This window comes from Streptomyces sp. BK239 (genome assembly GCF_004217285.1).
Classification (GTDB): Bacteria; Actinomycetota; Actinomycetes; order Streptomycetales; family Streptomycetaceae; genus Streptomyces.
Genome location: NZ_SHKS01000001.1, coordinates 108637 through 130306 on the forward strand (window position 1 = coordinate 108637; position 21670 = coordinate 130306).

Below are 21670 nucleotides of genomic sequence, written 5' to 3' on the forward strand. Positions count from 1 at the left end.
GCTCAAATCCGGATAACGATCGCGTTACCGGCGCGGTCGAGTGTGTCCCTTTTGTGCCCTGTTTGACTGCTTCTTCTTGTGTGATGCGCCACAGCCGCCCCGGGTGATCACTGTTGCGGCCGTGATAAATCTTCACGACCGCCCGGCGAACACCACCCTTATGTTCCGCCGGGTGCGCCACCGAGCCGGTTGATCGCCGGCCAGGCACGGGCAGGCCTCAGGGCCCCGCCCAGACTCCATCAATCCGGGGGGATCGAAACCCGATCCGAGGCCGACGAGAGGCCCGGGTCGGCATGGAGAAAGGCGCACCACACATGACCTCCGCACAGGTCGGCACGGACAAGGCCCCGCAGGGGGCCGAAGAGGGGTACGAGCGCGGCCTCGGCAGCCGCCAGGTCCAGATGATCGCCATCGGCGGCGCCATCGGCGTCGGCCTGTTCCTGGGAGCCGGGGCGAACATCGCCAAGGCGGGCCCCAGCCTCATCCTCATGTACGCCCTCGCCGGCGTGATCATCTTCTTCATCATGCGGGCGCTCGGCGAGCTCCTGCTCTACCGCCCCGTCTCGGGCTCCTTCGCCGAGTACTCGCGTGAGTTCCTCGGCCCGTTCTTCGGCTACTTCACCGGCTGGACGTACTGGCTGATGTGGGTCGTCACCGGCATGGCCGAGCTCACGGCGGCCGCGATCTACGTCAACTACTGGTTCCCGCAGATTCCCCAATGGGTGACCGCCCTGGTCTTCCTGGTGATCCTCTTCGGGGTCAACCTGATCTCCGTCAAGCTCTTCGGCGAGCTGGAGTTCTGGTTCTCGATGGTCAAGGTCACCGCCCTCATCGGCATGATCGTCATCGGCCTCGGCGTCCTGACCTTCGGCTTCAGCCAGGCCGGCGACACCGCCGCCGTCTCCAACCTGTGGGCCTTCGACGGCTTCTTCCCCAAGGGCATCGGCTCGTCCCTGATGACCCTGCAGGGCGTCATGTTCGCCTACCTCGCGGTCGAGCTGGTCGGCGTGACCGCCGGCGAGTCGGAGGACCCGGAGAAGACCCTCCCCAAGGCGATCAACACCCTGCCGTGGCGTATCGCGCTGTTCTACGTCGGCGCGCTCACCGTCATCCTGTGCGTGGTGAAGTGGACCGAGTTCGCCGAGGGCGTCAGCCCGTTCGTCGCCGCCTTCGCCAAGATCGGCATCCCGGCCGGCGCCGGCATCGTTAACTTCGTCGTGCTCACCGCCGCCCTGTCCTCCTGCAACTCGGGCATGTACTCCACCGGCCGCATGCTGAGGAACCTGGCCGAGAGCGGCGAGGCCCCGGGAGCCTTCAAGAAGCTGTCCTCGACGAAGACCCCGGCCTTCGGCATCACCGTCTCGGTCCTCTTCATGGGCATCGGCGTGGTCCTGAACTACGTCGTCCCGGAGAAGGCCTTCGGATACGTCACCTCCGTCGCCACCGCCGCCGGCATCTGGACCTGGCTGATGATCCTCGTCAGCCACGTCCTGTACCGCCGCGCCGTCGACGCGGGCCGCCTGCCCGCCTCGTCCTTCCCGGCGCCGGGCGGCGCGAAGTGCTCCTACGTCGCCATCGCCTTCCTCCTCTTCGTCACCGGCCTGATCGCCTACGACGCCGACTCCCGCATCTGCCTCTACGTCATGGCCGGCTGGGCCGTCGCCCTCGGCATCGGCTGGGCCGTGCTGAAGTCGCGCAACCCGCAGATCGCCGACCGCACCCCGGAGCCGGAGAAGGTCGGCTGACCACCGTCTGACCGCCGTCCGGTCACCGCGGAGGACGTCCTCCGGCCGCAGGGAACACTCGTGGCGCTCCCTCCGGACCCCTGAGAGACGTCCACCATGTGGGCCTCCTCGTACCGCACCTCGGTACGGGGAGGCCCCTTTGTCTATCCTGGCGAACATGCTGACCCTCACCCAGGACCTCGTCGACAAGATCGTCGCGCACGCGCGCAAGGACCACCCCGACGAGGCGTGCGGCGTCGTCGCCGGGCCGGCCGGATCCGACCGCCCCGAGCGGTTCATCCCGATGCTCAACGCGGCCATGTCGCCCACGTTCTACGAGTTCGACTCGGGGGACCTGCTCAGGCTCTACCGCGAGATGGACGACCGCGACGAGGAGCCGGTGATCGTCTACCACTCCCACACCGCGACCGAGGCCTACCCCTCCCGCACCGACATCTCCTACGCGGGCGAACCCGGCGCCCACTACGTCCTCGTCTCCACCGCCGACACCGACGGCGCCGGCGAGTTCCAGTTCCGCTCCTTCCGCATCGTCGAGGGCCAGGTGACCGAGGAAGAGGTCCGGATCGTCGAGGCGTACTGACCGGCGCCGCCCCGCCCACCGGCCGAAAGACGGAGGCGGTCTCACCCACCGACCCGATTCGGTCCACGATGTGGGATCACCTTCCGGGGGGCGGGCCGGGAATCGATACGATGAGCCCATGGTTGTGAACGACGTGAGCGACAGGACGCCCGGAGCGCTGCTCGTGGCGCGGCTGCACGTCGACCTGTGCAGGCTCGCCAGCGCCATCTGTTGACGCACGCCCTGCCGCCGTACGGCCCGTGAGCCCGCGGCGCGACGCGTCACCCTGCCCGTACCCCGCGCTGCCGTGCGCCCACCGACCCGACCACTTCCGACAGGAGCCGCATCATGGCCATCGAGGTCCGCATCCCCACCATCCTCCGCCAGTACACCGACGGTCAGAAGGCGGTGGAGGGCAGCGGTGACACCCTCGCCGACCTGTTCACCGACCTCGAGAGCCGGCACTCGGGCATCCGGGCCCGCATCGTGGACGACGGCCAGCTGCGCCGCTTCGTCAACGTGTACCTCAACGACGAGGACGTCCGTTTCGTCGACGGCATCAACACCAAGCTCGCCGACGGCGACACCGTGACGATCCTGCCGGCCGTGGCCGGCGGCATGGCCTGACGGGCATGCGTTACGACTCCCCGCTGGCCGCGGTGGGCAACACCCCTCTGGTGCGCCTGCCGCGGCTGTCGCCGTCCGCCGACGTCCGCATCTGGGCGAAGCTGGAGGACAGAAACCCCACCGGCTCCGTCAAGGACCGCCCCGCCCTGCACATGATCGAGCAGGCGGAGAAGGACGGCCGCCTCACCCCCGGCTGCACCATCCTGGAGCCGACCAGCGGCAACACCGGCATCTCCCTCGCCATGGCGGCCAAGCTCAAGGGCTACCGCATCGTCTGCGTGATGCCCGAGAACACCTCGCAGGAGCGCCGCGACCTGCTCGCCATGTGGGGCGCCGAGATCATCTCCTCCCCGGCCGCCGGCGGCTCCAACACCGCCGTACGCGTCGCCAAGGAACTCTCCGCCGAGCACCCCGACTGGGTGATGCTCTACCAGTACGGCAACCCCGACAACGCGGGCGCCCACTACGCCACCACCGGCCCGGAGATCCTCGCCGACCTCCCCTCCGTCACCCACTTCGTCGCAGGCCTCGGCACCACGGGGACGCTCATGGGCGTCGGCCGCTACCTGCGCGAACACAAGCCCGACGTCCGGATCGTCGCCGCCGAGCCGCGCTACGACGACCTGGTCTACGGCCTGCGCAACCTCGACGAGGGCTTCGTGCCGGAGCTGTACGACGCCTCCGTCCTGACCACCCGGTTCTCCGTCGGCTCCGCCGACGCCGTCACCCGCACCCGCGAACTGCTCCAGCAGGAAGGCATCTTCGCCGGCGTCTCCACCGGCGCCGCGCTGCACGCCGCGATCGGCGTCGGCAAGAAGGCGCTCAAGGCCGGCGAGAGCGCGGACATCGTGTTCGTGGTGGCCGACGGCGGATGGAAGTACCTGTCCACCGGCGTCTACACCGCCGCGACGACGGAAGAAGCCATCGAGACGCTCCAGGGTCAACTCTGGGCGTGAGCCACACGATGCGGATACGGGGCGATGTGTCTGCCAAGGGCCTGTTCGGCGGATCCGGTCGCAGGACAGCGACGGTGGCTTGTCGCGTCTGCGGCAGGATCCGCCGGACAGGCCCTACCGCGTCAGATGACGGACCTGGTCCCACAGGGCCGGATCCACGACGCCGACGCGTCGCCTGAAGTCCGACAGACGGACCTGACGCAGCTCGCCCGTCTCCAGGTAGCTCGGCCGGCCCTGGGCGTCCCCCACCGCGCCCGGCGGCAACGGGATCACGCCGGGCCGCTCGTCGCGGTACTTGCTGGTGATCTTCGCCACGGTCACCCGGTTCCCGCGCACCACCAGCACCAGACACGGCCGGTCCTTCGCGCCCGGCCCGTCCTCGAAGGGCACGTTCGCCCACCAGATCTCCGCCGGCTGCGGCCGCCCCGCCCCGCCGCGCCCCCGCTCCGGCCGCCCCGGCGGCCGGGTCCGCCTCCCCGCGGGCCGCCGCCCGCGCCCCCAGCCGTCGACGAGCGTGGCGACGAGCGCCAGCAGTACCACCGCCGCGAGCGCCAGCCACCAGGACGTGTCCATGCACACGAACGTTACCGGGGCGCACGCGAGCGGACCACGCGCCCCGACCGGACGCTCATAGCGCAAGATCCCCTCCCCGCGCGCCTCACGCGCCCGGCGTCCAGCCATACCGGTGACAGCACAGGTGAGTTCGCCCACAACGGCCCCTGGCGGAGGAGCGACCGAGGGTTTCGCGCCTTACGCTCGACGGACCGCACAACCCCTGTCGCCACCCCGTCACGCCCCTTTCCGTCCCCGTATCCCCGGATCCCCGCCAGCGGAGGTTTCTGCTTTATGAAGCTCACCGTCGTCGGCTGCTCAGGGTCGTTCCCGTCCGCGGTATCGGCCTGCTCGAGCTACCTCGTCGAGGCCGACGGCTTCCGGCTGCTCCTCGACATGGGCAACGGCGCCCTGGGCGAGCTGCAGCGCCACTGCGGTCTCTACGACCTCGACGCGATCTTCCTGAGCCACCTGCACGCCGACCACTGCATCGACATGTGCGCGTACTTCGTGGCCCGCTACTACCGCCACGACGGCGGACGCTGCGACCCGCTCCCCGTCTACGGCCCGGAGGGCACCGAGCACCGCCTCACCACGGCCTACGCCGACACCCCCTCCGCCTCCTCCATGAGCGAGGTGTTCGACTTCCACACGGTCAAGCCGTCCACCTTCGACATCGGCCCCTTCACGGTGCACACCGAACGCGTGGCCCACCCGGTGGAGGCCTACGGCATCCGCGTCGAACACGGCGGCAAGACGCTGACCTACTCCGGCGACACGGGAGTCAGCCCGGCCCTGGACGAACTGGCCCGCGACGCCGACCTGTTCCTGTGCGAGGCCGCCTTCACGCACGGCAAGGAAAGCATCCCGGACCTGCACCTCAACGGCCGCGAGGCGGGAGAGACGGCGGCCCGGGCCGGCGCCCGCCGCCTGGTCCTCACCCACATCCCCCCGTGGACCGACCCCGAGGCCAACCTCGCCGACGCCCGCGAGACCTTCACCGGCCCGGTGGAACTGGCCGTGCCCAGGGTGTCGTACGAGATCTGACGAAGGCCCGGCCCGCGCGAGGTCCGTCCAGCGGGACGGGCGCGCGGGCCGGGCCGGTGCCGGAAGGCGTCCTACTTGGCTTCCGCCTTCTGGATCTCCGCCAGCTCCTCGTCGGACTCACGGCCCGGGGTGGGCAGGTTGAACTTGACGATCGCGAAGCGGAAGACCGCGTAGTAGACCGCGCCGAAGCACAGGCCCACCAGCATCAGACCCCACGGGTTCGTCGCGATGCCCAGGTTCAGGAAGAAGTCCACCGCGCCGGCCGAGAAACCGAAGCCGTCCTTCATGCCCAGCGCCCAGGTCAGCGCGAGCGACACACCGGTGAGCACCGCGTGGATGGCGTACAGGACGGGCGCGATGAACATGAACGTGAACTCGATCGGCTCGGTCACACCCGTGACGAACGACGTCAGCGCGATCGAGAACATCATGCCGCCGACCACCTTGCGGCGCTCCGGGCGCGCGCAGTGCCAGATGGCGAGGCAGGCCGCCGGGAGACCGAACATCATGATCGGGAAGAAGCCCGTCATGAACTGGCCCGCCGTCGGGTCACCGGCCAGGAACCGCCCGATGTCACCGCTCTTGCCCTCGTAGTCGCCCGCCTGGAACCACGGGAACGAGTTCAGCAGGTGGTGCATCCCGATCGGGATCAGCGCACGGTTGGCGACACCGAAGACACCGGCGCCCACGGCGCCCGAACCGACCAGCCACTCACCGAAGTTGTGCAGACCGGTGCCCAGCACGGGCCATATGTAGCCGAAGACGATGCCGATGACGAGGCCCGCGAACGCCGACAGGATCGGCACCAGCCGGCGGCCGCCGAAGAAGCCCGCCCAGTCCGGCAGCTTCGTGCGGTAGAACCGCTGGTACAGCAGCGCGACGACGAGGCCCATCACCACACCGCCGAGCACCTTCGCGTCGACCGGCGCGTCCACCATGACGACCTTGCCGTCGACGGCCTGCGCCACCTTCGGCAGGTTCTTGTCGGTGAACGTGGCGAGCACGTTCTTGAAGACCAGGTAGCCGACGACCGCGGCGAGCGCCGTGGAGCCGTCCGACTTCTTGGCGAAGCCGATCGCGATGCCCACGGCGAACAGCAGCGCCATGTTGTCGAGGATCGCGTTGCCGCCCGCCGCCATGAACCCGGCGATCTTCGTGAGGAAGGTGGGGAACGACGAGCGCCCGAGCATGTCGTCGTTGCCCAGGCGCACCAGAAGGGCGGCGGCGGGCAGCACGGCCACCGGCAGCATGAGGCTGCGCCCGATGCGCTGGAGCACGGCCATCACACCGGCGCCCTTGTTCTTGTCAGCCGCGGGAGCGGCGCTGGCCGTGGTCACATTCTCCTCCTGAGACCCCCGGACGCAGGCCGGGAGGGCAAGGCGCCGTCCGGGGAAAAGGGGGAAGGGACGGCAGCGTCTCTGGTCTAAACCACTGGGTGGTGTAGACCTGTTGTAGCACGATGAAGGCGAGATAAGGAACCGCCGGAACCATCACAGAAGCGCTACGCCCGGCACCCGCCCCGACCCTCCCCGCCGGGCACGCGAAAAGGCCCCCGGACCGACGGTCCAGGGGCCCCGCGCAGGCGCCGCGTCAGGCCTTCGTGGCGTCCTCCCGCTCCTCCTCCGCCTCACGCCCCGGAGTCTTCAGGTCGAACCTCGTGATCGCGAACCGGAAGACGACGTAGTACACGGCCGCGAAGCACAGACCGATCGGGACGATCGCCCACGGCTTCGTCGCCAGGTTCCAGTTGATGACGTAGTCGATGAGACCCGCCGAGAAACTGAACCCGTCGTGCACCCCCAGCCCCCAGGTCACCGCCATCGACACACCCGTCAGCACCGCGTGCAGCGCGTACAGCAGCGGCGCCACGAACAGGAACGAGTACTCGATCGGCTCCGTGATCCCCGTGACGAACGACGTCAGCGCCACCGACAGCATCAGCCCGCCGACCTCCTTGCGCCGCTCAGGACGCGCGGTGTGCATGATCGCCAGAGCCGCCGCCGGCAGCGCGAACATCATGATCGGGAAGAACCCCGAGGTGAACTGCCCCGCGTCCGGATCCCCCGCCAGGAACATGTTGATGTCACCGTGCACCACCGTCCCGTCCGGCTTGGTGTAACTGCCGAACTGGAACCAGATGGGCACGTTCAGGAACTGGTGCAGCCCGATCACCAGCAGCGCCCGGTTCGCCACACCGAAGATGCCCGCACCCCAGGCGTCCAGACCGTCCAGCCAGTCGCTGAAACTCTCCAGCCCGCTGCCGATCGGCGGCCACACCCACAGACACAGCGCCGCGAACGCGATCGCCACGAACGCCATGATGATCGGCACCAGCCGCCGCCCGTTGAAGAAGCCCAGCCAGTCCACCAGCCGCGTCCGATGGAACCGCTGCCAGAAGTACGCGGCCGTCAGACCCATCACGATGCCGCCGAACACCCCCGGGTTCTGATAGGTGAACGCCGTCACCGTCCCGTCGAGCGTCGCCTGGCAGCCGATCCCCGGCACCGCCCGCGAACCCCCGGGGCAGTCCTCCGGGAACTGCCGCAGCACGTTGTAGTAGACGAGGAAACCCACCACCGCCGCGAGCGCCGTCGAACCGTCCGCCTTCCTCGCCATCCCGATCGCCACACCCACGCAGAACAGCAGCGGCAGCCCCAACTGCCCGTCCAGCAGCGCCCCGCCCGCACCCACCATCACCCTGGAGACGTTCGTCCACCCCAGCCCCTCGTCCCCGAACACGTCCGGCTGCCCCAGCCGGTTGAGAATGCCGGCGGCCGGCAGCACCGCGATGGGCAGCTGAAGACTGCGGCCCATCTTCTGCAGCCCCTGGAACGCGCTGTTCCAGCGAGCGCGCGCGGGGCTCACCTGCCCCGGCGCGGTGCTTCCGGCACTCTCGGCACTCATGGTTTGGCGACCGCCTGTCAGGTGGTGTAGACCAACTACCGACGATTACGTCACTGTGCCGCCATCCTTCGGCATCCACGACGCGATCGCTCGCGAAGTTGGGCCGAATGTGGGTTACTGCGACAAAACGGTTCGCACACCAGGGAATTCAGGGAGACCGAACATGGCCAGCAAGGCTGAGAAGATCGTCGCCGGGCTCGGCGGCATCGACAACATCGAGGAGATCGAAGGCTGCATCACGCGCCTGCGCACCGAGGTCTCCGACCCCTCTCTGGTCGACGACGCCGCCCTCAAGGCCGCCGGCGCCCATGGCGTCGTCAAGATGGGCACCGCCATCCAGGTCGTCATCGGCACCGACGCCGACCCGATCGCGACCGAGATCGAAGACATGATGTGAACCCCGCCGTCCACCGCTGACGGGCCCCTCCCATTCCACGGGGAGGGGCCCGTCGCGTTCCCTTCCTCCCGCTAGGCTCGACGCCATGTCTCGAATCGACGGCCGCACGCCCGATCAGCTCCGCCCTGTCACCATCGAACGCGGCTGGAGCAAGCACGCCGAGGGCTCCGTCCTCATCTCCTTCGGCGACACCAAGGTCTTCTGCACCGCCTCCGTCACCGAAGGCGTCCCCCGCTGGCGCAAGGGAAGCGGCGAAGGCTGGGTCACCGCCGAATACTCCATGCTGCCCCGCGCCACCAACACCCGCGGCGACCGCGAATCCGTCCGTGGCAAGATCGGCGGCCGCACCCACGAGATCAGCCGCCTCATCGGCCGCTCCCTGCGCGCCGTCATCGACTACAAGGCACTCGGCGAGAACACCATCGTCCTCGACTGCGACGTCCTCCAGGCCGACGGCGGCACCCGCACCGCCGCCATCACCGGCGCGTACGTCGCCCTCGCCGACGCCATCACCTGGGCCCAGGGCAAGAAGCTCATCAAGGCCGGCCGCCGGCCCCTCACCGGCACCGTCTCCGCCGTCTCCGTCGGCATCGTCGGCCAGATCCCCCTCCTCGACCTCTGCTACGAGGAGGACGTCCGCGCCGAGACCGACATGAACGTCGTCTGCACCGGCGACGGCCGCTTCGTCGAGGTCCAGGGCACCGCCGAAGCCGAGCCGTTCGCCCGCGACGAGCTCAACTCCCTTCTCGACCTCGCCGTTTCGGGCTGCAAGGAACTCACCGCCCTCCAGCGCACCGCACTCGACGCCGTCCTCGAACGCTAGCGCCGGCCGGCACAGGGGCACATCGGGGAGGACAGGCCGGGACGGGCGGCCGGGGGCGGGCAACCAGGTCGCCCGCGCTCGCGTCTAGGGGTAAGGGCGCACGGCTCACCGCCGCACGCCCGGCCAGTCAGCGCACGGGGGCCCTCGGGGCTGTGCAAGGGGAGGACCATCACCATGGCCGAGAGACGACGCCGCCGTCGCCGTATCGCCGCAACCGCCGCCGCCGTGGCGGCCTTCGGGCTCACGGCCGCATTCACCACCGGCTGCGACGCCGTCAACAAGGCGCTGGACTGCGTCCAGACCGCCGACGCCATCGCCGACAGCGTCACCGAGCTCCAGCAGGCCGTGCAGAACGCCTCCGACGACCCCACCCAGCTCGAGGAGTCCCTCGACTCCATCGACAAGAACCTCACCAAGATCGGCGACACCACCGACGACGCCGACGTCGACAAGGCGGTGGACGACCTGACCACCGCCGTCCGCAACGTCCGCACCGCCGTCAAGAACGGCGACGCGACCCCCGACCTCAGCCCCGTCACCGACGCGGCGGGCGAACTGACGAAGGTCTGCACGCCTTAGAGGTCCTTGCAGCGGCCGGGCCGGTCACCGCCGCGCACGCCGGGCGGCGGCCCCGCGATACTGGGGGCCATGACCCGCCTGATCCTCGCCACCCGCAACGCCGGAAAGATCACCGAACTCAGGTCGATCCTCGCCGACGCAGGACTGCCCCACGACCTCGTCGGCGCGGAGGCCTATCCCGACGTGCCCGACGTCAAGGAGACCGGCGTCACCTTCGCCGAGAACGCCCTCCTCAAGGCCCACGCCCTCGCCCGCGCCACCGGCCTGCCCGCCGTCGCCGACGACTCCGGCCTCTGCGTCGACGTCCTGGGCGGCGCCCCCGGCATCTTCTCGGCCCGCTGGTCCGGCCGCCACGGCGACGACAAGGCCAACCTGGACCTCCTCCTGGCCCAGCTCTCCGACATCGCCGAGGAACACCGCGGCGCCCACTTCGCCTGCGCGGCGGCCCTGGCCCTGCCCGACGGCACGGAACGAGTGGTGGAAGGCCGGTTGAGGGGCACCCTGCGCCACACCCCCACCGGCACGAACGGCTTCGGCTACGACCCGATCCTCGTCCCCGAGGGCGAGACCCGCACCTGCGCGGAACTGTCCCCGGCCGAAAAAAACGCGATCAGCCACCGAGGAAAGGCCTTCCGAGCCCTGGTACCAGCCGTACGGGAACTGCTGGGCTGAGCGGACACGAGAAAGGGGCCGCCTGGTGGGGCGGCCCCTCTGTGGTGCGGCCGGTGGGATTCGAACCCACACGGGTGTGAACCCACTGGTACCTAAAACCAGCATGACTGCCAGATTCCATCACGGCCGCTCAAAAGCGGTCATCATGCTCGACCGCGGCACTCAGTGTACGGGCCTGTCGTGCCGTCCGGCGAGGGCGCACCGGTTTTGCGGCGGCACCACGTGTCCGTCAACGCGTGGCAGTTGGGGCAGAGATACCGCAGGTTCGCCGGGCGATTGTCCCGCCAGTTCCCGTCGACGTGGTCGATCTGCAAGGTGATCGGGCGTCCTCGCCACTCTCCGGTGTTACCGCACTCCGCACAGGCGTACGGCACCCCGATCTCGGTCAGAGCCTGATGCAGGCGGGTCCTGTTCGTCCGCCCCGCCTGCTCCGGCAGCATGACCAGCACTCGCTGCGCGGTCGGCGCCGGAGCCGGGCGTTCCGGCCGTCCCCAGGACCTGCGCCTGAAGTGGCTGGTGTCGACGTCGAGGCGTGAAATGGCCCGCCTCACGCGACGGTGATTGGTGTCCTTGACCTCCATGCCGAGACCACGCATGACGTCCGCGTAACTGGTGGCATCCGCCACCAGACTGCGCAGCTCGTCTTCGTCGATGGCCGTTCGCCGGTGAGAGAAGTGGCTGACGTCGATGCGGTGTGCAGCCAGCATGCGGCCCAGCGCCGCCCGGGAGCGGCTGTCGTCGGGAACGCCCAGTGCGCGCGCTGCGCCACGCACGCTGGTCGCTTCGGCAGCGGCGACCCGGAGTTCATCGGGCGTGAAGGGCAGGTCCGGTTCGGGGCGGTCGATGCCGGGGAAATGACTGATGTCGATGCCTGCCGCGGCGATGCGGCGTCGGATGTGGGAGAGCGTCCCCGTCGCGGGGACGGCACCCAGCTTCAGAGCCACTTCCCTGAGCGACGACGACGAGGCGGCAGCTTCTGCGATGGCGGCATCGGGATACTTGCGCCAGGGGCTGCGCTTGACGAAGTGGCTGGTGTCGAGTCCGTGGCGGGTGACTTCCTTCTGCAGCACCCGCCGCCGGCCGCCACTCGGGGCGAGACCGAGCCGCCGCATCAAGTCCGCCCAGTTACGAGCTTCGGCAACCTCTGAGGCGAGCCGTTCCCGGTCGTACACGTCCGATCGTTGCGACGCGTTCCGCGCCCCCATGGTCCCCTCCGTCCTCGGCCGCCTGTTCGTGGGCTCGTACGGAGTAACGAACCGATTGTCGGACGGTCACGTGGGAGGGGTGGGGCCCGCGCCGGGGGTGTCGGGGCGGGCCGTGGGTGGGGGATTCAGATGCCGAGGTCCTTGATGATCTTGGCGACGTGGCCCGTGGCGCGGACGTTGTACAGGGCCCGTTCCACCTTGCCCTCCTCGTCCACCACGATGGTGGAGCGGATGACGCCCAGGTACGTCTTGCCGTAGTTCTTCTTCTCGCCGAAGGCGCCGTACGCGTCGAGGACCTTCTTCTCGGGGTCGGCCAGCAGGGTGACCCGGAGGGATTCCTTGTCGCGGAACTTGCCCAGCTTCTCGGGGCTGTCCGGGGAGACGCCGATGACGTCGTACCCCGCGCCCGCCAGCACGTCGAGGTTGTCGGTGAAGTCGCAGGCCTGCTTGGTGCAGCCGGGCGTCAGCGCGGCCGGGTAGAAGTAGACGATGACCTTGCGGCCCTTGTGGTCCGACAGGGACACCTCGTTGCCGTCGGCGTCGGGGAGGGTGAAGGCGGGGGCCACGTCCCCGGGCTGGAGTCGCTCGCTCATCGGACCAGCGTAACCGGGGTCCCTGACAGTGCGGCCGTGGACGGAGCTGACAGACTGTCCAGGACACGTACGAACGTCGGCTCACTTCGGAGGCCCCACCGTGGCGGACACGTCGGACACCAGAACCCCGGCGCAGATCGAGGCGGACATCAGGCGCCGCCGTGAAACGCTGGCCGAGACACTCGACGAGATCGGGGTGCGGGTGCATCCCAAGACGATCGTCGGGGACGCCAAGGCCAAGGTCGTCGCCAACGTCGACCACACGCTCGGAAGGGCCTATGTGCAGGTCAACCGGGCTGTGAGCGATGTGCGGGCGCAGTTGGTGGACGAGGAGGGCGCCCCGCGGCTGGAGCGCGTCGTGCCCCTCGCCCTGGTCGTGGTCGGCGTGGTGGGGCTGCTGGCCCTGAGCACCCGGCGTCGCAAGGGCTGACCCGAGGGCGTCCCCGTCCGGCCGAGGCAGGTAGGTTCGAAGGCGTGAGCGGTAACAGAGGCGAGCACAGCACCCAGCACGACAAGCTTCCCATCCGGATGCTGCACGACCGTGTCCTCGTCCGGCAGGACGCCGGCGAGGGCGAGCGCCGGTCCGGCGGCGGGATCCTGATCCCGGCGACGGCGGCGGTGGGCCGTCGGCTCGCGTGGGCCGAGGTCGTCGCGGTGGGGCAGAACGTACGCACGGTGGAGCCGGGCGACCGGGTCCTGTTCGATCCGGAGGACCGGGCCGAGGTGGAGGTGCGGGGCATCGCGTACTCGCTGATGCGTGAGCGCGACCTGCACGCGGTGGCCGCGGACCGCTTCGAGGGCTCGGAGGACTCGACGGGCCTGTACCTCTGAGGCGGAACCGACGGACGGGAGGGGGCCGGTGACCCAGGTCACCGGCCCCCTCCCGCTTGTTTGCTAGCGTGGACGACGCCCGACGAGACGCGCCGTACCGGGATGACGCAGGCAAAGACGACGCACCCCCGTTCTCCGTCTACGTCAGTGTCCCGGAGGTGCTCACCGTGGCGTGGGTTCTGCTCGTTCTCGCCGGTCTGCTCGAGGTCGCCTGGTCGGTCGGCATGAAGTACACCGACGGCTTCACCCGTCTCGTCCCCAGCCTGTTCACCGGCGCCGGCATCGTCGCCAGCATGCTGTTGCTGTCGTACGCCACCCGCTCGCTGCCCATCGGCACCGCCTACGGCGTGTGGGTGGGGATCGGGGCGGCCGGTGCGGCGGTGCTCGGCATGGTGGTGCTGGGTGAGCAGGCGACCGCCGCCCGGATCTTCTTCGTGTGTCTGCTGCTGGTCGCCGTGGTGGGGCTCAAGGCGACCTCGGGCCACTAGACCTCGGACCACTGGACCTCAGGCCACTGGACCTCAGGCCACAGGACCCAGGCCCCTAGGGGCCGGTGCCTCCGGGTGTGCCCGGTGTGCCGCCGCCGGCGGTGGTGGCGCCGCCGTCCGTGGCCGTGCCGCCGTCGGCGGTCGTCTCCCCGGTCGCGCCGCCGTCGGAGGCGTCGCCGGTAGCCCCGCCGTCGGAGGTGTTCCCGGTGGCGCCGTCGCTGGTGGCGCCGCTGGTGGCGGTGCCGCCGGTCGCCGTGCCCTGGCTCGCCCCGCCGCCCGTCGTCGGGCCGCCGCTGCCGGTGGTGCCGCCGTCGGTGCTGGGGGTGCTGTTGCTGGGCCGGTTCGTGGCCGGACCTTCCTGCGTGTTCGGCGAGGACTGGGCCTGCGAGGGCTGGGCCGGCGGGGCGACCGACTCCGCGGAGCCCTCCTCGACCTCGAGGTCGAAGTCCCGGGCCGGGGTGCCCTTGAGGGCCTCCTTGGTGTACTGCGCCCAGATCTGCGTGGGCGCGCCGCCGCCGTTGATGCGGTCCAGGCCCATCACGCCGTAGAGCGACTTGTGGGCGGCGGTGACCGGGTCCTGGCCCATCACGGAGACGACGGTGGCGAGGTCGGGGGTGTAGCCGGCGAACCAGGCGGCGGTGTCCTCCTCGGCGGTGCCGGTCTTGCCGGCGGCGGGGCGGTCCGCCTTGAGGGCCTTGGTGGCGGTGCCGTTCTCGACGACGCTGCGCAGGACGGAGGTGGTGGTGTCGGCGGCCTCGCGGGAGACGGCCTGGCTGGTCTTGCGCTTCGGCACGTCGACGTCGGTGCCGCCCCTCTGCACCTTCTCGATCATCGTGTACGGGCCGTGCTTGCCGTGGTTGGCGAGCGTCGCGTAGGCCTCCGCCATGTCCAGGACGCTGGCGGTGGCGACGCCCAGCGCGACCGAGGGGTACGGCTGGAGTTCGGGGGTGTCGGCGGGCAGGCCCAGGTCGAGGGCGGTCCGCTTGACCTTGGCGGGGCCGACGTCCACGGCCATCTGCGCGTACACCGAGTTGACGGACTTGTCGGTGGCCTCGCGCACGGTGATGTCGCCGTAGTCGCCGTCGTCCTCGTTCTCGGGGCTGTAGGCGCCGCCGCTCCAGCCCTGGACGGGGCGCTTGTTGCTGCCGTCGTAGATCGTGTTCGGGTTGATGCGCCGGCCGTCCTGGGTGGAGGAGTCGTTCTCGACGGCCGAGGTGAACACGAACGGCTTGAAGGTGGAGCCGACCTGGAAGTCCCGGCGGGTGGCGTTGTTGGTGTACTGCTTGACGTAGTCGATGCCGCCGTACATGGCGACGACCTTGCCGGTCTTCGGGTCGACGGAGGCGCCGCCGGCGCGGACGTAGCCGTCGACCTTGCGCTTGTTCTTGTCCAGCTTGGACATCAGCTGGTCGTTGACGGCGTCGACGAAGGCGTCCTGCTTCTTCTTCTGCAGGGTGGTGGTGATGCGGTAGCCGCCGGTGTCGAGGGACTTCTCGTCGACGATGCCGCCGCGGATCAGCTCGTCCTTGATGGCGCGCACGAGGTAGCCGCGCTGCCCGGACATGCCGGTGTCGGCGCCGGAGGTCTCCTTGGGCGCGGGGAACTTCATGCCGGTGCGCTCGGACGGGGGGAGCCAGCCCTTGTCGACCATGCCGTTGAGGACGTAGTTCCAGCGGGACTCGGCGGCCTTCTGGTTCTCGGGGTGGGCGGTCACGTCGTACTGGCTGGGCGCGTTGACCAGCGCGGCGAGGTAGGCGCCCTGGCCGGCGGTGAGCTCGGAGGCGTCGATGCCGTAGTAGGCCTGGGCGGCGGCCTGGATGCCGTAGGCGTTGCGGCCGAAGAAGCTGGTGTTGAGGTAGCCCTCGAGGATCTCGTCCTTGGAGGTCTCGCGGTCCAGCTTGATGGCGATGAAGAACTCCTTCACCTTGCGGGTGACGGTCTGTTCCTGGGCGAGGTAGTAGTTCTTCACGTACTGCTGGGTGATGGTGGAGCCGGACTGCTTGCCCTTGCCGAGTGCGGTGTTCCAGCCGGCGCGCAGCATCGCCTTGGGGTCGACGGCGGACTCGGTGTAGAAGTCGCGGTCCTCGGCGGCCAGTATGGCGTGCTGGGCCGGCTTGGAGATCTGCGCGAGGGTGACGTTCTCGCGGTTGACCTCGCCGTCGCGGGCGATCTCGGTGCCGTCCGCGTAGAGGTAGACGTTGCTCTGCTTGGTGGCGAGGGCGTTGGCGGGCGGGATCTTCACCATGGAGTAGCCGAGGAAGAACAGGGCGGCCAGGACCATCGCGCAGATGACGAAGGCGCCGAGCACCATCCGCCAGGTGGGCAGCAGCCGGCGCCAGCCGGTGCGCTTGGGCCGCTTGGGCTTCTTCCCCTCCGTCGGCGGTCCGGGCTCTGCCGCCTCGGGCTCTGCGGGGGCCGCCCAGCCCTCGGTCGGCTTCTGCGGCTGCGGATCGTCGCTCATGTGTTGCTCGGACTCCTGTTTCGCGTCGTACGTTTTCCGTACGCCTCGTGCGCGTTCTGCGCCCCCTGTTGAAGACTCTCGCACCAACCGTTCCGTTCCCGGCAATCGGCACGCGTTGTGCGGCCGGTCGGCGGTGCGGCGTCTGTCGCCGCGTCATGCCGGAAAACGCCTGGCACGTCGTCGTGTCCGCGCACTAGGCTCCTGCGCTTCGGTGTCGGCGGGCCGGGCGGGCGGCCCGGTTGGGAAGGAACGGGTGCCGTGGGTGCGGTGCGGTTGTACGCGGCCGTGGCAACGGGCGGTTTCAGACGGTACGCGACGTACCGGACGGCCACGGCCGCGGGGGTGTTCACCAACACCGTCTTCGGGCTGATCCTGGTGTACACGTATCTGGCGCTGTGGGACGAGCGGCCGCAGCTCGGCGGCTACGACCAGGCGCAGGCCGTCACGTTCGTGTGGCTGGGCCAGGCGCTGTACGCGACGCTGGCGATCCAGGGCGGCGGTTTCGAGACCGAGTTCATGGAGCGGGTGCGCACCGGGGACGTGGCGGTCGACCTGTACCGGCCGGCGGACCTTCAGCTGTGGTGGCTGGCGAACGACCTGGGGCGGGCGCTGTTCCAGCTGCTGGGGCGCGGGGTGGTGCCGTTCGCTTTCGGCGCGCTGGTCTTCCCCACCGCGCTTCCGGCCGATCCGGCGCTCTGGGCGGCCTTCCTGGTGGCGGTGCTGCTGGCGATGGTGGTGAGCTTCGCCATCCGCTATCTGGTGGCGCTGAGCGGTTTCTGGCTGCTGGACGGCACGGGCGCGCTCCAGGCGCTGATGATCACGGGGGTCTTCTGTTCGGGCATGACGCTGCCGCTGAACGCCGTGCCGGGGCCGTTGGGGGAGGTCGTGCGGGTGCTGCCGTGGGCGGCGCAGCTGCAGATGCCGGCCGATGTGCTCATGGGGGAGGCTCACTGGGCGCACGCCTTCGCCTTCCAGGCGGCGTGGGCGGTGGCGCTGCTGGCGGCGGGGCGTGCGGTGCAGGCGGCGGCGACGCGACGGGTGGTGGTCCAGGGTGGGTGAGGCGGCCGGGGTGCCGGGGCAGGGCGGGCCGGGCCGGGGCTTGCACGACGGCCGGGGGCCGGGCGAGGCGGGCCGGGGCTTGCACGACGGCCCGGGACCCGGTGAGAAGGGCCACGGCTTCCACGACGGCCGGAGCCCGGGCGCGGGCGGCCGGGTGCTCGAAGGCCTGCGCGCCTACCGGCTGATCGCCGGGATGTGGGTGCGCTCCACGTTCGCCTACCGGGCGTCGTTCGTGATGACGGTGCTCGGCGGGCTGCTGGTGACCGGGCTCGACTTCGTGGCGATCCTGTTGATGTTCTCGCAGGTCGACGTCCTGGGCGGCTACACGCTGCCCGAGGTCGCCCTGCTGTACGGCCTGTCGGCGACCAGCTTCGGCTGCGCCGAGCTGGCGATCGGCTCGGCGTCCCGGCTGGGCGCGCGGGTGCGTGACGGCACGCTCGACACGCTGCTGGTGCGGCCGGCGCCGGTGCTGGCCCAGGTCGCCGCGGACCGGTTCGCGCCGCGCCGGGTCGCCCGGATCGTCCAGGGGGCGCTGGTGCTGGGCTGGGCGCTGGCCTCCCTGGACGTCCGGTGGACGCTCGTCAAGGTGCTGCTCGTGCCGGTGATGCTGGTGTGCGGCGCGGTGATCTTCTCGGCGGTGAACGTGGCGGGCGCGGCCTTCCAGTTCCTCGCCCGGGACGCGGCGGAGGTGCAGGCGGCGTTCACGTTCGGCGGTCAGACGCTGCTGCAGTACCCGCCGACGGTGTTCGGCAGGGAGCTGGTGCGCGGGGTGACGTTCCTGTTGCCGCTGGCGTTCGTCAACTGGGTTCCCGCCGCTTACCTGTTGGGGCGGCCGTATCCGCTGGGGCTGCCTCAAGGAGCCGCGTTCGCACCGCCGTTGGTTGCGGTCGTGTGCTGCGTGCTCGCGGGGCTGGCCTGGCGGGCGGGGCTGCGGTCGTATCGGAGCACGGGAAGTTGAGGAGGCCCATGGACGGGGCGGAGCCGGTGGGGCCGGCGTTCATCGAGGTGGACCGGGTCGAGAAGGTCTTCGACGTGCGCAAGAGGACGGGTCTGCTGAAGCGGGAGCTGCGGCGGGTGCGGGCGGTCGACTCGATCTCCTTCACCGTGGCGCGCGGCGAGATGGTCGGCTACATCGGGCCGAACGGCGCGGGGAAGTCGACGACGATCAAGATGCTGACCGGGATCCTGGTGCCGAGCGGGGGCCGGGTGCGGGTGGCGGGCATCGACCCGTCGCGTGAACGCGCCCGGCTCGCCCATCGCATGGGGGTGGTGTTCGGGCAGCGGACCACGCTGTGGTGGGACCTGCCGCTCATCGACTCCTACCGGCTCGCGCACCGCATGTACCGCATCCCGCAGGCCCGTTACCGCGAGAACCTCGACCGGCTGGTCGAACTGCTCGGTCTGGGCGAGCTGTTGGACGTGCCCGTGCGGCAGCTGTCGCTCGGGCAGCGGATGCGCGGCGATATCGCGGCCGCCCTGCTGCACGACCCGGAGGTCCTCTACCTCGACGAGCCGACGATCGGCCTGGACGTCGTGTCCAAGGCCAGGGTCCGTGAGTTCCTGCGGGAGTTGAACGCCGAGCGCGCCACGACGGTCCTGCTCACCACCCATGACCTCCAGGACATCGAGCAGTTGTGCTCCCGCGTGATGGTCATCGACCACGGGCGGATGATGTACGACGGTCCGCTCGCCGGGCTGCACGAGGCGGGGGAGAGCGAACGGTTGCTGGTGGTCGACCTGGAGCGGGAGCTGCCGCCGATCGACGCGCCGCCGCCGGCCCGGGTCGTACGGGTGGACGGGCCGCGGCAGTGGCTGGCGTTCCCTGCGTCGCAGTCGGCGGCGCCGCTGGTGGCGGCGGTCGCGGCCCGGTACCCGCTGGTGGACCTGTCGGTGCGGGAGCCGGACATCGAGGCGGTGATCGCCGAGATGCTGCACCGTACGACGCCCGGCGCGATCGCGTAGTGCCCGCCGCCGGGAACTCGTAGGCTGCTGCCATGACCGAGGATGCCCCGGAGTTGCGCGCTTCCGACGCCGATCGTGAACGAGTCGCCGAGGTCCTGCGGGACGCGCTCGCCGAAGGGCGCCTCGACATGGGGGAGTTCGAGGAGCGGCTGGACGCCGTGTACCGGGCGCGGACGTACGGCGAGCTCGCTCCGATCACCCGTGATCTCCCCGCGGCGGGAGGCGCCGCCCCGGTGCCGATGAGCAAGGAGCCCGCGCGACCGGGGAGTTGGGCTGGGCGGATCGTCGGCGGAGAGGGGACGTCGGGGTGGGCCGTCGCGGTGATGTCCGGGTTCCAGCGCAGGGGGCGGTGGACTGTCCCGCGGCGCTTCAACACCGTCGCCTTCTGGGGCGGGGGCGAGATCGACCTGCGTGAGGCGGACTTCGCGGCCGGGGAGGTCGTCCTCAACTGCGTGGCGATCATGGGCGGGATCAGCGTGGTCGTGCCGCCGGGCGTGGAGGTCGTGGTGCGGGGCCTGGGCGTCATGGGCGGCTTCGACCACGGCGAGGACGGCGTGCCGGCGGAGCGGGGCGCACCGCGGGTGGTGGTGACGGGCTTCGCGTTCTGGGGCGGCGTGGGGATCGAGCGCAAGCGACGCAAGGGGAGCGAGGCGGGCGGGGCGAACGGCGAGCGGCTGGAGGGCGGGGACGGCCGGCGGGAGCTCGACCAAGGGCGACGGGACGGCCGGCGGCACTGGGAGCACTGACCCGCCGCCTGGCCCGCCCGCGTCACAGCCGGGGGAGGGTGCCCGCGCGTCACAGCCGGGCAGGCGCCCGCGTCACAGCCGGCCCGGAGCCGTCGCCTTAAGCTGCGCCAACTCGACGGCCTGCGCCATCCGCCGGTACCCGAGGTCGCTGGGGTGGAGGTGGTCCCCCGAGTCGTACTCCGGCCGCAGCTGACGGGGGTCGTAAGGGTCGTGCAGCGCCTGGTCGACGTCGACGACCTCGTCGAAGACGGATCCCGACCGGATCTCCGCGTTGACCCGCAGCCGGGTCGCCTCCCGCGCGTCCGAGTAGGAGTGGTGGCCCCGGAAGGGCATCAGGGTGGCGCCGACGGCCTTGACGCCGTGGGCGTGGGCGCGGCTCACCAGCGTGCGCAGCCCGGCGAGGATCGCGTCGGCGTCGCCGCCGGCCGGGTGGCGCAGGATGTCGTTGACGCCGAGGTCGATCACGACGGCCTTGACGTGCGGACGGGCGAGGACGTCCCGCGCGAACCGCTTGATCCCGCTCGCGTTGCCCGCCGTCCCGCCGCCGTCGGCGAGGACCCGGTTGCTGCTGATGCCCGCGTTGACGACGCCGTAGCGCGGCGTGTCCCGGCCGTGGGAGGCGGCGGCGCGCAGCCGCTCGGACAGCACGTCGGGATAGCGGCGGTCGGCGTTCAGGGTGGAGGTGACACCGTCGGTCAGGGAGTCCCCGAAGGCGACGACGGTTCCGTCGGCCTCGTGGCTGAGCACGTCCAGGGCGGTGAGGTAGCGCCAGGAGCCGATCTGGCCGGTGTAGACGTCCCCCGCGGTGTCCCCGGTGTGCTCGCCGACGGCGACGTAGCTGGTCCTGCGGGCGTACGGGTGGTAGGTGACCGGTCCGGACGAGGCCGGCGTGTAGGTGCTGACCAGCACGTCGCAGTCCCCTGGGATGTCGAGGGCGACGGCGTCGCTGACGGCCTGCCCGCCCGCCGGGACGACGACCGAGCCGCGCCCGCCGAAGGTGAGCCGGCGCAGGGTGCCGTCGGCTGCCGCCGGGCCGCCGTCGTCGTCCGCGACGGCGAGGGTGGCGGCGGTGACGCGCAGCGGCAGGGTGCCGTAGAGATTGGACAGCGTGATGCGGGCACTCGTGCCGGAGACGCTGGTGTGGACGACGTTGCGCACCGTGCGGCCCGCCATGCCGGTCGCCCGGGTGCCCGGCTCGCCGGCCACGGGCGCGGCGGCCCAGGTGCCGACCCAGACCCCGGCGGGCGCGGCGGCGCCGTGCGGTGGGCGGACCGTGCCCGGGGAGTCGCCGTGACGGCCGTCGGCGGCATCGACGCTCAGGAAGACGACGGCGGAGACTGACACGATCACGGCGAGGAGGGCGGCCGGCAGGGCGATGTGCCGGGTGGCGGACATGCGGTGGTGAATCTCCTCGGGCGGGGGAGCGCCGAGGCTCCCGACGGCATACGGGAGATCGCCGTCGAA

At 70.6% G+C, this 21670-nt stretch carries 24 protein-coding genes, 1 tRNA gene and 1 riboswitch; of the genes, 17 read left to right on the top strand and 8 right to left on the bottom strand.

All coding sequences use genetic code 11. From position 1 onward, the window contains the following. Nucleotides 1-314: 314 nt before the first annotated feature. The 5 genes from EV567_RS00440 to EV567_RS00460 all read left to right on the top strand — a co-directional run bounded on the left by EV567_RS00440 (nucleotide 315) and on the right by EV567_RS00460 (nucleotide 3887). On the top strand, nucleotides 315-1745 hold the full coding sequence (locus tag EV567_RS00440; RefSeq protein ID WP_130436554.1) for an amino acid permease: 1431 nt from the start codon (nucleotides 315-317) through the stop codon (nucleotides 1743-1745). 157 nt (nucleotides 1746-1902) lie between these two features. Beyond that, on the top strand, nucleotides 1903-2325 hold the full coding sequence (locus EV567_RS00445) for a Mov34/MPN/PAD-1 family protein (RefSeq protein WP_130436555.1): 423 nt from the start codon (nucleotides 1903-1905) through the stop codon (nucleotides 2323-2325). 118 nt (nucleotides 2326-2443) lie between these two features. Next, nucleotides 2444-2539 carry a putative leader peptide gene (locus EV567_RS28440; RefSeq protein ID WP_347400473.1) on the top strand — a complete coding sequence of 32 codons (96 nt, stop codon included), beginning with the start codon at nucleotides 2444-2446 and terminating at the stop codon, nucleotides 2537-2539. A 113-nt stretch (nucleotides 2540-2652) separates the two neighbouring features. Further along, on the top strand, nucleotides 2653-2931 hold the full coding sequence (locus EV567_RS00455; protein WP_130436557.1) for a MoaD/ThiS family protein: 279 nt from the start codon (nucleotides 2653-2655) through the stop codon (nucleotides 2929-2931). A 5-nt stretch (nucleotides 2932-2936) separates the two neighbouring features. Next, nucleotides 2937-3887 (top strand): PLP-dependent cysteine synthase family protein, encoded by a 951-nt coding sequence (locus EV567_RS00460; protein ID WP_130436558.1) that lies wholly within the window; start codon nucleotides 2937-2939, stop codon nucleotides 3885-3887. Nucleotides 3888-4001: 114 nt separating this feature from the next. On the opposite strand, the gene EV567_RS00465 is transcribed toward EV567_RS00460, so the two are convergent. Continuing rightward, nucleotides 4002-4460: a type II toxin-antitoxin system PemK/MazF family toxin gene (locus EV567_RS00465; RefSeq protein ID WP_130436559.1), complete on the bottom strand. Its 459-nt coding sequence runs from the start codon at nucleotides 4458-4460 to the stop codon at nucleotides 4002-4004. 273 nt (nucleotides 4461-4733) lie between these two features. Here EV567_RS00465 and EV567_RS00470 point away from each other — a divergent pair, with 273 nt between their 5' ends. Next, nucleotides 4734-5486, top strand: a complete 753-nt coding sequence (locus tag EV567_RS00470) for an MBL fold metallo-hydrolase (RefSeq protein ID WP_130436560.1) — start codon at nucleotides 4734-4736, stop codon at nucleotides 5484-5486. Nucleotides 5487-5557: 71 nt separating this feature from the next. Here the strand turns inward: EV567_RS00470 and EV567_RS00475 are convergent, their stop codons facing one another. Beyond that, a complete protein-coding gene (locus EV567_RS00475; RefSeq protein WP_130436561.1) occupies nucleotides 5558-6823 on the bottom strand; it encodes a PTS transporter subunit EIIC in 1266 nt (421 codons plus the stop codon). Between the two features lie 253 nt (nucleotides 6824-7076). Next, nucleotides 7077-8390: a PTS transporter subunit EIIC gene (locus EV567_RS00480; RefSeq protein ID WP_130436562.1), complete on the bottom strand. Its 1314-nt coding sequence runs from the start codon at nucleotides 8388-8390 to the stop codon at nucleotides 7077-7079. A gap of 163 nt (nucleotides 8391-8553) precedes the next feature. Between EV567_RS00480 and EV567_RS00485 the strand changes: the two genes are divergently transcribed. The 4 genes from EV567_RS00485 (at nucleotide 8554) to rdgB (ending at nucleotide 10861) form a co-directional block, all read left to right on the top strand. After that, nucleotides 8554-8787, top strand: a complete 234-nt coding sequence (locus tag EV567_RS00485) for a glucose PTS transporter subunit EIIB (protein WP_130436563.1) — start codon at nucleotides 8554-8556, stop codon at nucleotides 8785-8787. An 85-nt stretch (nucleotides 8788-8872) separates the two neighbouring features. Then, entirely contained in the window at nucleotides 8873-9610 is a 738-nt protein-coding gene (gene rph / locus EV567_RS00490) for a ribonuclease PH (RefSeq protein ID WP_130436564.1), read from the top strand. A gap of 174 nt (nucleotides 9611-9784) precedes the next feature. Continuing rightward, complete coding sequence (locus EV567_RS00495) at nucleotides 9785-10189, top strand: hypothetical protein (RefSeq protein ID WP_130436565.1); 405 nt, start codon at nucleotides 9785-9787, stop codon at nucleotides 10187-10189. 69 nt (nucleotides 10190-10258) lie between these two features. Further along, on the top strand, nucleotides 10259-10861 hold the full coding sequence (gene rdgB / locus EV567_RS00500; RefSeq protein WP_130436566.1) for an RdgB/HAM1 family non-canonical purine NTP pyrophosphatase: 603 nt from the start codon (nucleotides 10259-10261) through the stop codon (nucleotides 10859-10861). Between the two features lie 42 nt (nucleotides 10862-10903). On the opposite strand, the gene EV567_RS00505 is transcribed toward rdgB, so the two are convergent. From EV567_RS00505 to bcp, 3 genes are all read right to left on the bottom strand, one after another. Continuing rightward, nucleotides 10904-10991: transfer RNA gene (locus tag EV567_RS00505), tRNA-Leu, on the bottom strand. A gap of 13 nt (nucleotides 10992-11004) precedes the next feature. Next, the gene (locus tag EV567_RS00510) at nucleotides 11005-12066 is read right to left on the bottom strand and encodes an HNH endonuclease signature motif containing protein (protein WP_130436567.1); all 1062 of its coding nucleotides are present in this window, start codon (nucleotides 12064-12066) and stop codon (nucleotides 11005-11007) included. 125 nt (nucleotides 12067-12191) lie between these two features. Next, nucleotides 12192-12659: a thioredoxin-dependent thiol peroxidase gene (gene bcp / locus EV567_RS00515; RefSeq protein WP_130436568.1), complete on the bottom strand. Its 468-nt coding sequence runs from the start codon at nucleotides 12657-12659 to the stop codon at nucleotides 12192-12194. Nucleotides 12660-12759: 100 nt separating this feature from the next. On the opposite strand from bcp, the gene EV567_RS00520 reads away from it, so the two are divergent. The 3 genes from EV567_RS00520 to sugE all read left to right on the top strand — a co-directional run bounded on the left by EV567_RS00520 (nucleotide 12760) and on the right by sugE (nucleotide 13978). Then, entirely contained in the window at nucleotides 12760-13089 is a 330-nt protein-coding gene (locus tag EV567_RS00520; RefSeq protein ID WP_130436569.1) for a DUF3618 domain-containing protein, read from the top strand. 98 nt (nucleotides 13090-13187) lie between these two features. Further along, nucleotides 13188-13490: a co-chaperone GroES gene (locus EV567_RS00525; RefSeq protein WP_207228680.1), complete on the top strand. Its 303-nt coding sequence runs from the start codon at nucleotides 13188-13190 to the stop codon at nucleotides 13488-13490. 53 nt (nucleotides 13491-13543) lie between these two features. Beyond that, a riboswitch (guanidine-III (ykkC-III) riboswitch) is annotated at nucleotides 13544-13617 on the top strand. Between the two features lie 40 nt (nucleotides 13618-13657). Continuing rightward, nucleotides 13658-13978 (top strand): quaternary ammonium compound efflux SMR transporter SugE, encoded by a 321-nt coding sequence (gene sugE, locus EV567_RS00530; RefSeq protein WP_130436571.1) that lies wholly within the window; start codon nucleotides 13658-13660, stop codon nucleotides 13976-13978. Nucleotides 13979-14033: 55 nt separating this feature from the next. On the opposite strand, the gene EV567_RS00535 is transcribed toward sugE, so the two are convergent. After that, nucleotides 14034-16439 carry a transglycosylase domain-containing protein gene (locus tag EV567_RS00535; RefSeq protein ID WP_130436572.1) on the bottom strand — a complete coding sequence of 802 codons (2406 nt, stop codon included), beginning with the start codon at nucleotides 16437-16439 and terminating at the stop codon, nucleotides 14034-14036. A 258-nt stretch (nucleotides 16440-16697) separates the two neighbouring features. Between EV567_RS00535 and EV567_RS00540 the strand changes: the two genes are divergently transcribed. The 4 genes from EV567_RS00540 to EV567_RS00555 all read left to right on the top strand — a co-directional run bounded on the left by EV567_RS00540 (nucleotide 16698) and on the right by EV567_RS00555 (nucleotide 20206). Then, complete coding sequence (locus EV567_RS00540; protein ID WP_130436573.1) at nucleotides 16698-17498, top strand: ABC-2 family transporter protein; 801 nt, start codon at nucleotides 16698-16700, stop codon at nucleotides 17496-17498. A gap of 193 nt (nucleotides 17499-17691) precedes the next feature. Continuing rightward, the gene (locus EV567_RS00545) at nucleotides 17692-18456 is read left to right on the top strand and encodes an ABC transporter permease (protein ID WP_130437507.1); all 765 of its coding nucleotides are present in this window, start codon (nucleotides 17692-17694) and stop codon (nucleotides 18454-18456) included. Between the two features lie 8 nt (nucleotides 18457-18464). After that, nucleotides 18465-19460 (top strand): ATP-binding cassette domain-containing protein, encoded by a 996-nt coding sequence (locus tag EV567_RS00550; protein ID WP_207228642.1) that lies wholly within the window; start codon nucleotides 18465-18467, stop codon nucleotides 19458-19460. Between the two features lie 32 nt (nucleotides 19461-19492). After that, the gene (locus EV567_RS00555; RefSeq protein ID WP_130436574.1) at nucleotides 19493-20206 is read left to right on the top strand and encodes a DUF1707 domain-containing protein; all 714 of its coding nucleotides are present in this window, start codon (nucleotides 19493-19495) and stop codon (nucleotides 20204-20206) included. A 72-nt stretch (nucleotides 20207-20278) separates the two neighbouring features. Here the strand turns inward: EV567_RS00555 and EV567_RS00560 are convergent, their stop codons facing one another. Continuing rightward, nucleotides 20279-21601 carry an SGNH/GDSL hydrolase family protein gene (locus tag EV567_RS00560; protein ID WP_130436575.1) on the bottom strand — a complete coding sequence of 441 codons (1323 nt, stop codon included), beginning with the start codon at nucleotides 21599-21601 and terminating at the stop codon, nucleotides 20279-20281. Nucleotides 21602-21670 lie beyond the last annotated feature (69 nt).